This window comes from Winogradskyella sp. MIT101101 (genome assembly GCF_047126865.1).
GTDB classification, from domain to species: Bacteria; Bacteroidota; Bacteroidia; order Flavobacteriales; family Flavobacteriaceae; genus Winogradskyella; species Winogradskyella ouciana.
Genome location: NZ_CP138982.1, coordinates 1,751,993 through 1,766,241 on the forward strand (window position 1 = coordinate 1,751,993; position 14,249 = coordinate 1,766,241).

The window sequence follows — 14,249 nt, forward strand, 5'->3', positions numbered from 1 at the left end:
TTCACTTTTAATACATAAATCCATCGCTTACTAGGTAGGCGATGGATTATATAAAATATTATATGAAAAATATACAAAAAGTTCTACCTTTTGTTTTCTTTCTAATTACTTCCTTAGGCTTTTCGCAAGGAAAGATTGCTGGTACTGTCATAGATGGTGAGTTTAACGAACCCTTGGCATTTGCAAATATTGTAGTAAAAGGTACAAGCAAAGGAGCTAGTGCAGATTTTGATGGCAAATATGAGCTCGAAATAGAAGCCGGAACTTATACTATAGTATTTTCATTTGTTGGTTATGTCACAAAGGAAATAACAGACGTAGTAGTAAAAGAAGATGAGGTAGTAACATTAGACGTTGTATTAGAGACTAACTCTTTAGATACGGTTGTCATTACAACATCTACAAAACGAAATACTGAGAACGCCGTCTTAAACATACAAAAGAAATCAGTTGTGGTATTGGATGGTTTATCTGCCCAAGCAATAAAAAGCTCTGGCGCAAGTAATGTGGCTAGTGCTGTAAAAAGTGTCCCAGGTGTTTCCATTCAAGGTGGTAAGTATGTGTATGTTCGTGGTTTGGGTGATCGCTATACCAAATCCATTTTAAACGGTGTTGATATTCCTGGTTTAGATCCTGATAGAAATACAATTCAGATGGATTTGTTTCCTACCAACATCTTAGAAAATGTTTTAGTATTAAAATCAGCATCTGCAGAATATCCTGCCGACTTTACTGGTGGAATCGTCAATGTTGTAACCAAAGATTTTCCGAGCAAGGCAGAGTACACCATATCTTTAGGTAGTGGTTATAATCCTGATATGCACTTTAATGATCAGTATTTAACCTACACAGGTAGTGATACTGATTTTTTAGGATTTGATGATGGTACGCGCGATTTACCTATTCATAGATATCAACCAATTCCGGGAACATTTGAAAACAAGCTTTTACTCACTTCATTAACCAATAGGTTTCAAAAAGAGCTAAGTGCTAAGCAAGAAACCAGTGGTATGAATTTTGATTTTGGTTTTACATTAGGTAATCAATACGATGTTGGTGACAACAGATTGGGTTATCAAGCTTCATTTTCTTATAAAAATGAAACTACGTTCTATAAAGAGCGTAATGATGGAGGTTACGTAAAGAATTTTGATGACAACTCCGTTAATACTCTTAACCCTGTATTAATTTCAAATGGTTCTGAAGGTATTAACAATATTATTTTAAATGGTTTACTTGGTGTTACCTATAAAACAGACCTATCTAAATACAGTGTTAATTTTTTACACATTCAGAATGGTGAGTCAACCGCTGGTTTTTTTGACCAAGGTATATCCCAAGATGGAGTTGGTGGAGGTTTTGAGCCATTGGTAAAAAATTCCTTAACCTATACAGAACGTTCTATAACCAATTTGCAGGTTAGTGGTAACCATACACTTGAAACTGGAGAAAAAGCACTTAAGTTCAATTGGGTAATTTCACCTACCTTTTCTAAGGTAATGGATAAAGCGCACAGAATTACACCTTTGCAACAGGCAGATAATGGAGATTTTTTTATCAGTCCTAGTGCCACTACTTATCCTATTCAATTATGGAGAAACTTAATTGAAGAAAATTGGGCCTTTAAGGCTGATTTTGATAAGAAGGTAGAGATCTTTGGTAAACCAGGTAAATTAAAGTTTGGTGGTGCTTACACCTATAAGTTTAGAGATTTTAGCACTGACGACTATACGTTTACTATTACTGGAGACGATAGTTTTATTGCTGGTGGTGACCCTGATGATTTGTTGCTTTCAGACAATTTATGGACTCCAGACTCGGATGAAGGTGCTCATTTAGTATTTGGAGACCAATTTAATCCTAATGATGCCTACGAGGGAGAGCACAGCATTGCCGCAACTTATTTTTCGGCAGAATTCAATTTAAGTGAAAGCCTTAAATCTGTTTTGGGTGTAAGAACCGAATTTTTTAATTCTTTCTATACAGGCCAAGATAACTCGCAGATATTTAACAGAGAACCTATTCTAGATGAGTTGGATTTCTTTCCATCTGCAAACATTATCTATGCCGTAAACGACAATACCAATTTAAGAACGTCTTACTCTAGGACTACGGCAAGGCCTTCTTTTAAAGAAGCTTCGGTCGCCCAGATTTTTGACCCTATTACTGGTAGATTATTTATTGGTAACCTCAACTTAGTGCCTACGTACGTCAACAACTTTGATATAAGGTACGAGCGTTTTGGTGAAAATAGCCAAATGTTTGCTGTAAGTGCATTTTACAAGGACTTTACTGACCCAATAGAACAAGCTTTCTTTCAAGAGGCACCAACACAAATTAGACCTGGTAACCTTGGTGATGCCATAGTTTATGGTGCAGAAATTGAATTTAGACAACGTTTAGGGTTTATATCTGAAGGCTTAAATGATTTAAAGGTAAATGTAAACGCCTCTTATATTAAGTCTGAACTTACCATGTCTGATGACGAATTCAACTCTAGAAACAGTGCAAAACGAGAAGGTGAAACTATAGACAGAGAAAGAGATATGCAAGGCCAAGCACCTTACCTTATTAATGTTGGTTTAGAGTATAGAAATGCAGATTCAGCATTTCAGGCAGGTTTATTCTATAATGTACAAGGCCCTACTCTAGAAGTTGTTGGTATTGGATTGGTACCAGATGTTTACACACAACCTTTTAATAGTTTAAATGCTACAGTAAGTAAAGGGTTTGGAGAAAACAAGAACTCTGTAGTAGATCTAAAAGTCTCTAATCTATTAAGTGATGAAAGGCTAAGTGAATTTGAATCTTTTAATACAGAGAACCAGCTCTACTCTTTAAGAGAGCCTGGTATAGAAATATCATTGGGTTACACGTTTAAATTCTAGGAAAAGTCAATTGGCTTTAAACAAAAAAGGCTTTCTGTTAAACAGAAGGCCTTTTTATTTGTTGTTCTTCGAAATGTTATTTATTGTTAATGGCAACTTTGGTTTTGTTGTCCCATTTATTAACGCTAACTATTCTTGAGTCTATATAGTCAACTTCTTTTAAGGATTCTCCTTCCCAGAAAAACCATTTACCAACTTTTTTTCCATTGTCATATGATCCTAAAGCAATTTTCTTACCGTTAGTATCGTACATTTTCCATTCACCATGCACTTTACCTTCTGCATTAAACATACCTATCTGACTTATTTCACCATTATCATGGAAATAAGTTATATGAGTTAAATCACCTTTCTTTTCTAATTTAGGTTCTTTATTATCTTGTGCATAACTAAAACTTACGCTTAACATTATTAGAAGTACTACTATCTTTTTCATATCTATTTGGGTTTTTAATTAATAATTACATAACAAATCTAACATTATTTTTACATTTAAACAACAATTACATAACATTAAATTAACATAAAACCTATAATTTACTGATTTTCAGTGTTTTAAATACCTGGCTAATTCAGGATAAATATTTCTATTCTCTATTAATAATTTATGTTTTTTCAAGTGAAGAAAATTTAAAAGCGTATCGTAACTTTGCTAAACATATTGTCTTACAAGAATTATTTTATATGAAGTTTAAGCTTTTTCAATTAATACTTATATCTTTTTCTTTAACGCAAACTATAGTCTGCCAAACAAAGAATGAAAAAGAAGAGCGCGTTAAGGTTTCTGAGTTTCCAGAACTAGCTCAAACCATTATTAAAGCACTACCCAAAAATTGTAAACGATTGCGTTTTTATAAAGAAACTGATGGTGAAAAACATAGTTTTGAAGCAAAGTTTAAGTACAAAAGACAGCGCTACAGTCTAGAGTTTTCAGTAAATGGAAGCATAGAAGATATTGAAGTAATTACAAATCTTAAGAATATTAAAAGTTCAGCAAAAGATAGTATAAAGGCTTATTTTAAAAATTCGTTCACCAAATATAAGCTCATCAAAATTCAAAAGCAGCACGTATATACCACAGAAATGGATGCTGTTCAATTTTTAAATGATGTATTGTCACAAAAGCCAAAGTGCATTATTAATTATGAAATTATTGCTGAAGTTAAGACCAAGAAGAAAAGCGAAATAAGGGAATTTATATTTAACTCCAACGGTTATTTTTCAAAATCAAGAGTTTTAAACCCAACATCTTACGAGCATGTTTTATATTAAGGCATCTATTACCATTGTGGCTTGCTTTATTGGATTACAACTTTTTTCACAAGAAAATTTTGAAACTCTGGGTGAAACTGGGCTTGCCATAAACCATAAAGTTAATAGTGATTACAAAATAAACTTTTCTTTCCGGTCGCGTTACTATCTTTATCAAGACAATACCTTTAATTTTGAAAACCGCCAGTTAGATGTTGTGCATTTTTCTACTCTAAACTTAGATTACAATCACAGTATAAGTATTGGTGTTCAATACCGTACAAGAGAATCTATTGATGGTGGAAATAATGAATTGCGATTAACCCAACAGTTTAACCATACAAAAAAGAATCTAGCACTACGTTTTGGGCATCGTATACGATTTGAACAGCGCATTTTAGATGATCTAACGATTTTAAGGTCACGTTATCGCTTTGCTTTAGATTTTCCTTTAAATGGTGAAAAGTTAGATGTAGGCGAAAGTTATTTAGTAAGTGCAATGGAAGCCTTGCTAAGTAAAAGTCAAAAAATGAAACCTGAATTGGACCACAGAACTACTGCACAAATTGGCTGGCTTTTTTCTGAAAAATTAAAATTTCAGTTTGGACTTGAATATAGGTTTGAAGCCTTCAATATTCAAACGAAAGAAAAGCTTTTTATACTTACATCCCTTATTCTAAAAATATAGGATAAATAATAGCTAATCATATTTTATCCTTGATTGCAGGCACCTCCTCAAAAATAACGTTTAGATAACGTAACTTTAAAAATATTTAAAGTAATTTGCGTTCAATTTTAGCTAACCTAATACATGGAAAATCTTTATGTCTATATGCTAGCTGCATTGGCTTTTTTAGCTGTAGCAGATCTAGTAGTTGGAGTAAGTAACGATGCCGTTAATTTCTTAAATTCTGCTATAGGCTCTAAAGCCGTTTCTTTTAAAACCATAATGATTGTTGCAAGTATAGGTGTTGCTGTTGGTGCAATGACCTCTAGTGGCATGATGGAGGTTGCCAGAAAAGGCATATTTAATCCTGGTGAATTTATGTTCGATGAAATTATGGTCATTTTTATGGCCGTAATGCTTACTGATATCTTGTTGTTAGATTTTTTCAATACGTTAGGTTTACCAACATCCACAACGGTTTCTATAGTATTTGAATTACTAGGAGCTTCCGTGGCAGTGGCACTGATTAAGATTTATGCCGACGATAGCCAATCAATAATAGATTTGGCCAACTATATTAATAATGAAAAGGCGATTGAGATTATACTTGGCATACTCTTATCGGTTGTGGTAGCCTTCACAGTTGGTGCTATAGTGCAATACGTATCACGTCTTTTGCTATCATTTAAGTTTGAAGAAAAGCCAATATGGTATAGTGCTATTTTCAGTGGTTTTGCTATTACCTCAATAATGTATTTTATCATTGTAAAAGGCCTTAAGAATGCTGCTTTTATGCCTTCTTCCGTTAAAGAATTTTTGAGCACCAACCCATTAACTTTTATTGCAGTTAGCTTTATTACCTTTACTCTATTATCTTATTTAGCAATAAAGGTCTTCAATGCCAAAATTTACACATTAATCATTATTGTAGGTACTTTTGCATTAGCTGTGGCTTTTGCTGGTAATGATTTGGTTAATTTTATTGGAGTACCAATTGCTGCATACAATTCTTTCGAAGTTTGGTCTACAAGTGGTATCGAAGCATCCAAGTATGCCATGGTTGCGCTTGGAGAACCTGTGCAAACCGAACCATATTTATTACTTGTTGCTGGTCTAATTATGGTACTAACTTTATGGTTTTCTAGTAAAGCCAAGTCCGTTGTTAAAACTTCAGTTGACCTATCTAGACAAGATGAAGTTAAAGAACGTTTTGAACCCAATTACTTATCTAGAAACATTGTGAGATTAACGATTGGTCTTAATGATAGTATTAATCATATTTTACCAGAATCCTTTAAAAATTGGTCAAACATCCAATTTGTAAAGCCTACAGTTATTACCAAAGCTCAAGATAAACCTGCATTTGATTTAGTGAGAGCGGCTGTTAACTTAATGGTAGCAAGTGTTTTGATTTCTATTGCTACGTCAATGAAATTACCATTATCTACAACTTACGTAACATTTATGGTAGCTATGGGTACCTCATTAGCAGATAGAGCTTGGGGAAGTGAAAGTGCCGTGTACAGAGTTGCTGGTGTGCTTAATGTTATAGGCGGTTGGTTCTTTACGGCGTTTAGTGCATTTGTTGCTGCTTCTGTAATGGCATTTATACTATATCATGGTCAAGGCTATGCTCTAGCAGGACTTCTAACACTTGCTATAATCTTGTTGGCAAGAAACTATCTATCGCATCGCAAAAGTTCTAAAATAATGCGAGAAGAAGACCAGCTCGAAAAAGCTGAGAGCAGTTCTACTCAAGGGGTTATTCATGAAAGTGCTGCAAATATTGCCAATGTTATAAAACGTGGAAATAAAATTTACACATCTGCCATTAACGGTTTAGCCGTTCAAGACTTAAAGCTTCTTAAAAAGAACCGTAAACAAATTGATAAGCTGTCTACTGAAATTGATGACCTCAAGGACAATATTTTCTACTTTATTCGCAACCTAGAAGAGCCTAGTGTCTCTGCAAGTAATTTCTATATCAATATTTTAGGTTACTTGCAAGACATGACGCAGTCTTTAGAATATATTTCAAAAGCGAGCCACAAACACATTAACAATAATCACAAAAAATTAAAGTTTAGTCAGGTTAAAGAATTAAAAGACCTGGACGAAAGTCTTGAAACCTTGTTTTCAACCACACAGACCGCATTTGAATCGCGCTCGTTTGAAATGATTGGTTCCGTTTTAGCAGATAAGGCTAAAATCTTTGAGTTGGTTAGAGAGAAAATTCAGAAACAAGTTGAACGTACTAGAAATGAAGAATCTAGTCCAAAGAACACAACCTTGTATTTTAGTTTACTCTTAGAAACAAAAGATCTTTTAACGGCTATGATGAATCTACTTGAAGAATACTTTCATTCTCATGATAGTTCTATAGCGCCAGCACAACCGAGCTCGGAGCAGGAAGAATAAAGTAGAAACTAAGAAAATTAATACAGAAAACCTTAGAGAACATCTAAGGTTTTTTTATTTGAGTTAAACAAAACTTTAAATAAATCACAAACAAAACATCCATCGTATTATTTTTAACGTATATCATTTTGTAACAAACTAATTTAAAACATAAACATGAAAAAAATTTCAATTCTTTTATTAACAACGATTCTTTTGAGTTCTTGTGTTTCAAAAAAGAAATATATGGCATTAGAGCAAGAGAATGGTGAGATTAAAAGTGAACTGGCCAAAACAAGAGTAGAAAAAGAAGACCTAGAAGACAAGTTTGCTAAAATTCAAGCGCGTGTTGATAGATACAATGAAAAAATCAACACCTTAAATGAAGATGTTGAAGGTCTTAAAATAGAAAACGATATTAAATTAGATGTTAACGCAGACGGAACAGTAATGTCTAATGAGAGTAAGCGTAAAATGATGGCGACATTAGAAAATGTTGATCCTGCAAAATTAGCTGAAGCTAAAACTCTGAAAGATTCCATGAACTTAGCGGTTCAGTACAATCTTTCAAAGACTATGGGTACATCTGACTTAAATGAAGATGAAGACATTGCAGTAAACATTAATGAAACTGTGGTTATGATTTCAATTTCTGATAAGATGTTGTTCAACACAGGTAGCTACAGAATTAGCAATAAAGCCAATAATATCCTTCAGAAATTAGCAGATGTTATCAATTCTGAAGAAAGTATTGATGTTATGGTAGAAGGACATACAGACTCTAGAACCATTAATACTGAAAAAATCGCAGACAACTGGGATTTAAGTGTATTGAGAGCAACATCTGTAGTTAGAAAATTACAAAACAAATATGGCGTAGCACCAGAAAAGATGATTGCATCAGGTCGCAGTAGCTACCAACCTTTAGTTGAGAATGACTCGAGAGAAAATCGTTCTAAAAACAGAAGAACTCGCATTATCTTAATGCCAAATATTGACAAGTTTTTTGCTTTAATGGAAGCAAATTAAGATATAGGTTTTATTAACTTATAATAAAGCACCCTCCCGTACAGTTCGGCATTGGGTGCTTTTCGTTTTTATACGATTTGTTTACAGCTCTAGTAATGTAGAGTTGTAGGTATAATAATCTATCATTATTATGATGAAATTGTGGATAAAGTGGATGACAATCCCATACCACAATGTATTGTACTTACTTCTTATATATCCCAAGATTAAACCAAAAGGTAAAATCCAGATTAGGGATATAAACGAAAAATGGACCAAAGCAAAAATGAATGCAGTTGCTATGATGGTTACTTTTTCGCTTACTAATTTTTGTAATTGATTAAACAAAAAACCTCTAAATGCCAATTCTTCAAAAATTGGTGGTAGTATAGCTGTAAATAGTATAGCCCAAAACAAAGGATGATCTAAATAGGTGTAACCGCCATAGTAATTATCTTCAAACGATTCAAACAAATGGGTGTTGGCGTATTCTACGGTTAAGTACACTGTGAATGCCGAAAAAATTGGAAAGACAACAGAGAATGTGACTATTTTCCAATCAATTTTGGGCAGTTTGTATAGCTTTAAAATAGCTCTGTAGTCTAATGCCGAAAATCCTAAAACCAATAGCGCAAAGATGCTCTCTATTATTATTTCGACTTTTAGACTAAATGGATATTGCTCATACAGAAAATACGCAGCTACAGCAAAGAGCAAAAAAATGACATAGAATGCTAAAATAATATTAAGGGAGGTGGTTCTTGTCCCAACTTTTGGTTTGAGAAGTGATTGACCACAATTGGTACAGAACTTTACATCTTCTAGAAATACTGTTTTACAGCTAGAGCAACTCTTATCCATACTAAAACCCTATTCCTTTATTTTTTTATTGATGAGGCAGAATATACTCCCGCGCCTAGATAAGCAATAATTAATATCTTAAAAATAAGACCTCTAAAAAGTGTTGAAGGCTCAAAAATTGCTGAGATAATAATTGTTGTTAAGTAAAGTAAAAGCCCTAATAATATTGCTACAAGAGGTTTCTTCGATGTCCAAGAGCCTAAGGCCAAATAAATAATACCAACGATAACATTGCTAATTAACAGTGCTATATCCTGATCATTAAAAAAACTGACAACGCCAAATAGAATAATAATTCCTGCCATAACGTAAAGCACATTTCTTGCCGATCTTATTTTTTTACCCGCATCCATGTGCTGGTTTTTCTTCATGGCATTTCTCGCATGGAATTTTGCCACATCGGTATCCGTACCATTTTCTGGGAAGCCACATTCTGGGCAATAAATATTTTCGGTCTGCATTGGAGTTTTGCAAATAGAGCAGCTCGATTCGCTAACTTCTAGTATGGTCATATCTTCCATATTTGGAGCGTGTTTTTTTGGTTGAAGCATCCAATATAGAAAAAAAGCCAGTACTTTAGTAAACATCAAACAAATTATCGATATGATAAGAAAAATCTTCGTTGCGCTTCTTTTCTGTGCTTCAATTGGCTTAAGTGCTCAAGACCTATCTGCAGAACAGGTATTGGAAAACACCATTGCCTATCACGACCCAAATAACAATTGGGAAACTTTTAATGAGGAGTTTACAGTGGTGATGACGACACCAAATGCATCTAAGCGTACCAGTAAAATAAAGATTGATTTACCTGCTGAATATTTTAACGTCACAGCAACAAGAGATACTGTAACCACTCAATATACCATCAATAAAGACACATGCTCAATGGTTTATAACGGTACGGTTTTGGACAGCATAGAGGCTAAAGGCAAAAATATGTCTTGTGATAGAGCCAACCTCTATAAAAACTATTACACTTATCTCTATGGTTTACCCATGAAGCTCAATGATCCTGGCACCAACCTCAGCCAAAACGTTGAAAAGAAAACCTTTAAAGGTAAAGACTATCTGGTTATAAAAGTGACTTATGATGAAGCTGTAGGTAGTGATGTTTGGTACTTTTATTTTAACCCAAAAACTTATGCCATGGAAGTCTATCAGTTTTTTAAAACGGATGAGAATGGCAAAGAACAACCTGACACTGGTGAATATATTTTACTGTCGGAAGAAGCTATTGTTAATGGCATTAAAATGCCAAAAGTAAGGGCTTGGTATTATAATAAGGATGATAAGTATTTAGGCTCTGATACTTTGATTGAAAACTAAAACATTATAGGAATGACAAAAAAGAAAGAACTTAGAAAAAAAATAGATCTGTATAGAGAAGCCATCATTCTCCACTATACAGAATCTTATAAATCTGAAACTTACTCTAGGCAAAGAATAGACGTAGTTACAATTGCTTTATCAACAGGAGGAATAATACTCGGATTAAGTATTTTAAAATTTATTTATGAACAGAAAATTGTTATAAATACCGCTTTGCTTAAAATTTCTATTGTGGCATTTGCAATAACAATCATAGTAAATTATGTAAATCAGCATGTTGCTGCTAAAGCTCATAATCTTGAAAGAAAATGGGCTAGAAAAGAAGACGAAATTATAAAATATGAGCTTACCGAAGATAATGAATACAAACTAAATAAGTCTGACAATAAAATCATTATTTCACTGAACATTATTAATATGTTATTATTAATAATTTCAATGGTACTAATTTCTATTTTTATACTAACTACTTTTTAGGCTTAGGCCTAACCACAGGATTTATTGGTCTAGTATTAGTCGGTTGTGAATTTGTTTGTGTACCTCCTGTTACAGGTCTGTGTTTGGGTTTAACTTTACTCATTTTATTTGTATTTAAAAAAACCAACTCTTTCGAGTTGGTTAATTGATGTTAATAATAATTCCTACCCTTCACAACTAGCACATTCCTTCTTTTGTTTAAATTTCTGTGCAGCGTTCATACTGTGTTGGTAGTACAATGATTTTACTCCTAGTTGCCAAGCCGTAACATAGATTTTATTAATGTCCTTCACTGGCATATCTGGATGCACCATAATATTCAACGACTGCCCTTGGTCGATATGGTTCTGTCTGTTTGCCGCTTGATAAATGATGGTCATTTGGTCAATTTCAGAATAGGTCTTAAATACATCTTTTTCAAGATCCGATAAGCCTTCTAAATGTTGTACGGAACCGTCATAATCACGGATACTTTTCCAAATTTCTGGTGTATCCATTCCTTTTTCTTTTAAAAGTGCTTTTAAGAACGGATTCTTAATCGTTGTTTTAATTTTAGCAATATCCTTAACATAGCTATTAGACCAAATTGGCTCTATACCTTGTGATACTTGTCCTAAGATAAATGCAGACGATGTTGTTGGTGCTACAGCATTTAATGTTGCATTACGTCTTCCGTAGCCTTTTAATACTTCTGGTTCACCAAATAACTCTGCCAATTCTTCAGAAGCTTTAACCGACTTCTCTTTAATGGTCTTAAAGATTTCACTGTTAAGGTTAAATGCTTCAGCGCTATCAAATGGTAACATCTTAGACTGAAGTAACGAGTGCCAACCTAAAGCTCCCATTCCCAATGCTCTGTTTTCTTTAGCAAAGTTGTAAGCTTTCTCCATAAACATGAAAGTCTGCTGGTCGTCACGATCTGGAGAATCTCTGTACACTTCGAGCTTGGTTACAAATTCTTCTAACACGGCATCCAAGAAATAGATCATCGTTTCAACCGCATCTGTGTTCTTCCACTTATCGTAATGCAATAAATTTATTGAAGACAATACGCAAACAAAAGACCATCTGTCATTGGTTGGTAACATAATCTCAGAGCACAAGTTACTTGCGTAGATTTCGTGCTTATTTTCTTGATAACATTCAGGTGCAGTGTTATTAGCATTATCCCTAAAGAAGATATAAGGATACCCTATTTCTCCTCTTCGTTGTAATACTTTTGCCCAAATGGCTCTTTTTTCAGTATCACCATCAATCATTTCTTGCATCCACTCATTACCAACAGTAACTCCATGTGTTAACTCTTGTATTGGATTACCTTCTGTACCGATTTCTAAAAATTCGTGTATATCATTATGTTCAATTGGTAGATATGGGGAAAAACGACCACGTCTTACTGAGCCTTGGCTCACAACGTCAACCATTTTTTCAAACAGTTGCATAATGTGTACAGCTCCTGATGATTCACCGTTGTTTTTTACTGGTGCACCTCTATGGCGAAGTTTACCGAAATAACCCGAAGTACCACCTCCTAGTTTAGACATCATGCCTACTTCTGACTGCGTATAAAGAATATCTCCCATATCATCAGAAATATGCGAACCAAAACAACTTATTGGTAAACCACGCTTTTTACCGAAGTTAGACCACACAGGTGATGCGAGAGAGTAAAACCCTTCTGCCATATAGCCATAGAACTTATCTGCAAAACCATCAATCTTTAAGATGCGCTCTGCGTTATCTGCTATTTCTCTTATTCTTGCTTCTGGTGTTGTACCTTCCGTAAGGTAACCCGATGACAAAAATTTGCGACTATGGTCTGTTAACCATTTTATTTCCGGCTCAGATTTAGCCTCCTTAATGGCTTCTTTTCTGGCTTTTAGTAGTTCTTCGTGAGGTAAGGTTTTAGTAAATTGAGGATTCTCTACGTTGTTGTCAATTTTTAGTTTAGTGTTGTCGTTCATGGTTAATTAAAATAAGTCGTCGCTGGTTATACTTTTAGTTCTTTTGCTATAGTTGATTGAGCGTTTCACAAAGAAATCACCGTGTTTAGTACCAATGATTTCATCGTCAAACCATTCGGTTTGCTCTAGTAAGCTTTCATCGATATCAAATACTTTATCAATGCCAATACTTTCGAGGGAATTATTAAATCTTTGCTTAATAAATTCATTGATCACATTCTTTGGAAGGAAATCCAATTCACCTGCTTCAAAAATCCAATCGATGATTCTACTTTCAGATTCAAAAGCTTCTTCACACATTACTTTTACAATGGTGTTGTGCTCTTCGCCAAACCAAGTTGGGTTTTCGTCTTTTATAATTCTAATGACATCAATACCAAAATCTCCATGAATTTGTTCTTCTTTAGATGTTGCTTCCACAACATTAGAGATACCCTTAAGCATATTCTTGTGCTTGTTAAAAGCCATTATGATTAGAAATTGTGAAAACAACGATACGTGCTCTATAAATAGAGAGAACAGTAAAATAGATTCCGCATACTCTTTGTTATCTTCACTTTTTGCATTTTTTAAAGCCGTTTCCAGATAATGCACACGTCGCATTATTACAGGATTTTTCTTTAGTCGCTTAAATTCATTATTAAGTCCAAGAATTTCTAGTAAATGAGAATACGCATCATGATGACGCACTTCACTTTCTGCAAACGTTGCTCCTACAGACCCAATCTCTGGTTTTGGCATCTTTTGGTAAATATCTCCCCAAAATGTTTTTACCGCAACTTCGATTTGCGAAATGGCAAGCATGGTATTTTTTATAGCATTCTGCTCTACAACAGTAAGCCTTGTTTTAAAATCTTGTATATCGCTCGTAAAATTAAACTCTGAGTGTATCCAGTATGAGTGTCTAATTGCATCCACGTATTCATTAAGTGCCGGATACTCATAAGGCTTTAAATTGATACGCTTTTCAAAAATATTGGTCTTTCTGTTTCTGGCTTGCTCGTCTCTGTAAAGGATATACGCCTTTGCAACATCCAAAAACTGACTGTCCATTAATTTAACCTCTACGAGATCTTGTACCTCCTCAACAGTTGGGACATAATTTTGGTCATCTGCTCTTCGCTCCAATAAAGCCTCAAAAACTTTTGCCGCTATTCCTTTTGCATCTTCCTTGGTACCATTGCCAACAGACATCATTGCTTTTTCGACAGCATTAGAAATTTTATTTAAAACAAATGGAGTTGTTTCGTAATCCCTTTTAATAATTTCTGTGATTTCTAGTTGTTTGGTTTCCATGGTTTTTGTTAATTTTTGAAGCTAACAGTCCTAGGGAGTAAAAGTGTGAATACTCCGAATTCAATTAGCAAATGCCGTAAATTGAGTTAAAAATTTTCCTATTCGAGGAAT

Annotated in this window: 12 protein-coding genes; 7 read left to right on the forward strand and 5 right to left on the reverse strand. The window is 34.1% G+C overall.

Translation table 11 applies throughout. From position 1 onward, the window contains the following. The first annotated feature begins 62 nt into the window (after positions 1 to 62). Positions 63 to 2,888 (forward strand): TonB-dependent receptor domain-containing protein, encoded by a 2,826-nt coding sequence (locus tag SIB89_RS07975; RefSeq protein ID WP_412561819.1) that lies wholly within the window; start codon positions 63 to 65, stop codon positions 2,886 to 2,888. 76 nt (positions 2,889 to 2,964) lie between these two features. Here SIB89_RS07975 and SIB89_RS07980 read toward each other — a convergent pair whose 3' ends face one another. Then, positions 2,965 to 3,324: a toxin-antitoxin system YwqK family antitoxin gene (locus SIB89_RS07980; RefSeq protein ID WP_412561820.1), complete on the reverse strand. Its 360-nt coding sequence runs from the start codon at positions 3,322 to 3,324 to the stop codon at positions 2,965 to 2,967. Between the two features lie 248 nt (positions 3,325 to 3,572). On the opposite strand from SIB89_RS07980, the gene SIB89_RS07985 reads away from it, so the two are divergent. The 4 genes from SIB89_RS07985 (at position 3,573) to SIB89_RS08000 (ending at position 8,232) form a co-directional block, all read left to right on the forward strand. Then, positions 3,573 to 4,160: a hypothetical protein gene (locus SIB89_RS07985; protein WP_412561821.1), complete on the forward strand. Its 588-nt coding sequence runs from the start codon at positions 3,573 to 3,575 to the stop codon at positions 4,158 to 4,160. Continuing rightward, a complete protein-coding gene (locus SIB89_RS07990) occupies positions 4,147 to 4,827 on the forward strand; it encodes a DUF2490 domain-containing protein (protein ID WP_412561822.1) in 681 nt (226 codons plus the stop codon). The genes SIB89_RS07985 and SIB89_RS07990 overlap by 14 nt, the downstream gene beginning before the upstream one ends. A gap of 123 nt (positions 4,828 to 4,950) precedes the next feature. After that, complete coding sequence (locus SIB89_RS07995) at positions 4,951 to 7,224, forward strand: inorganic phosphate transporter (protein ID WP_412561823.1); 2,274 nt, start codon at positions 4,951 to 4,953, stop codon at positions 7,222 to 7,224. Between the two features lie 156 nt (positions 7,225 to 7,380). After that, the gene (locus tag SIB89_RS08000) at positions 7,381 to 8,232 is read left to right on the forward strand and encodes a flagellar motor protein MotB (RefSeq protein WP_412561824.1); all 852 of its coding nucleotides are present in this window, start codon (positions 7,381 to 7,383) and stop codon (positions 8,230 to 8,232) included. 81 nt (positions 8,233 to 8,313) lie between these two features. On the opposite strand, the gene SIB89_RS08005 is transcribed toward SIB89_RS08000, so the two are convergent. Together SIB89_RS08005 and SIB89_RS08010 are read right to left on the reverse strand one after the other, a co-directional pair. Next, entirely contained in the window at positions 8,314 to 9,072 is a 759-nt protein-coding gene (locus tag SIB89_RS08005) for a type II CAAX prenyl endopeptidase Rce1 family protein (protein ID WP_412561825.1), read from the reverse strand. 17 nt (positions 9,073 to 9,089) lie between these two features. Next, positions 9,090 to 9,659, reverse strand: a complete 570-nt coding sequence (locus tag SIB89_RS08010; protein ID WP_412561826.1) for a hypothetical protein — start codon at positions 9,657 to 9,659, stop codon at positions 9,090 to 9,092. Positions 9,660 to 9,675: 16 nt separating this feature from the next. On the opposite strand from SIB89_RS08010, the gene SIB89_RS08015 reads away from it, so the two are divergent. Next, positions 9,676 to 10,398, forward strand: coding sequence for a DUF6503 family protein (locus SIB89_RS08015; protein WP_412561827.1), 723 nt, complete (start codon positions 9,676 to 9,678; stop codon positions 10,396 to 10,398). 12 nt (positions 10,399 to 10,410) lie between these two features. Beyond that, on the forward strand, positions 10,411 to 10,878 hold the full coding sequence (locus SIB89_RS08020) for a hypothetical protein (RefSeq protein ID WP_412561828.1): 468 nt from the start codon (positions 10,411 to 10,413) through the stop codon (positions 10,876 to 10,878). Positions 10,879 to 11,042: 164 nt separating this feature from the next. On the opposite strand, the gene SIB89_RS08025 is transcribed toward SIB89_RS08020, so the two are convergent. Next, positions 11,043 to 12,842, reverse strand: coding sequence for a ribonucleoside-diphosphate reductase subunit alpha (locus tag SIB89_RS08025; protein WP_412561829.1), 1,800 nt, complete (start codon positions 12,840 to 12,842; stop codon positions 11,043 to 11,045). A gap of 6 nt (positions 12,843 to 12,848) precedes the next feature. After that, positions 12,849 to 14,138, reverse strand: a complete 1,290-nt coding sequence (locus SIB89_RS08030) for a ribonucleotide-diphosphate reductase subunit beta (protein ID WP_273290521.1) — start codon at positions 14,136 to 14,138, stop codon at positions 12,849 to 12,851. Between the last annotated feature and the right edge of the window lie 111 nt (positions 14,139 to 14,249).

What these genes read in the sequence shown, in the direction of transcription:
- SIB89_RS07975 (WP_412561819.1), top strand. Translation starts at nt 63, where the DNA reads ATGAAAAATATACAAAAAGTTCTACCTTTTGTTTTCTTTCTAATTACT.
- SIB89_RS07995 (WP_412561823.1), top strand. Translation starts at nt 4,951, where the DNA reads ATGGAAAATCTTTATGTCTATATGCTAGCTGCATTGGCTTTTTTAGCT.
- SIB89_RS08025 (WP_412561829.1), bottom strand. Translation starts at nt 12,842, where the DNA reads ATGAACGACAACACTAAACTAAAAATTGACAACAACGTAGAGAATCCT.
- SIB89_RS07980 (WP_412561820.1), bottom strand. Translation starts at nt 3,324, where the DNA reads ATGAAAAAGATAGTAGTACTTCTAATAATGTTAAGCGTAAGTTTTAGT.
- SIB89_RS08000 (WP_412561824.1), top strand. Translation starts at nt 7,381, where the DNA reads ATGAAAAAAATTTCAATTCTTTTATTAACAACGATTCTTTTGAGTTCT.
- SIB89_RS07990 (WP_412561822.1), top strand. Translation starts at nt 4,147, where the DNA reads ATGTTTTATATTAAGGCATCTATTACCATTGTGGCTTGCTTTATTGGA.
- SIB89_RS08020 (WP_412561828.1), top strand. Translation starts at nt 10,411, where the DNA reads ATGACAAAAAAGAAAGAACTTAGAAAAAAAATAGATCTGTATAGAGAA.
- SIB89_RS08015 (WP_412561827.1), top strand. Translation starts at nt 9,676, where the DNA reads ATGATAAGAAAAATCTTCGTTGCGCTTCTTTTCTGTGCTTCAATTGGC.
- SIB89_RS08005 (WP_412561825.1), bottom strand. Translation starts at nt 9,072, where the DNA reads ATGGATAAGAGTTGCTCTAGCTGTAAAACAGTATTTCTAGAAGATGTA.
- SIB89_RS08010 (WP_412561826.1), bottom strand. Translation starts at nt 9,659, where the DNA reads ATGTTTACTAAAGTACTGGCTTTTTTTCTATATTGGATGCTTCAACCA.
- SIB89_RS07985 (WP_412561821.1), top strand. Translation starts at nt 3,573, where the DNA reads ATGAAGTTTAAGCTTTTTCAATTAATACTTATATCTTTTTCTTTAACG.
- SIB89_RS08030 (WP_273290521.1), bottom strand. Translation starts at nt 14,138, where the DNA reads ATGGAAACCAAACAACTAGAAATCACAGAAATTATTAAAAGGGATTAC.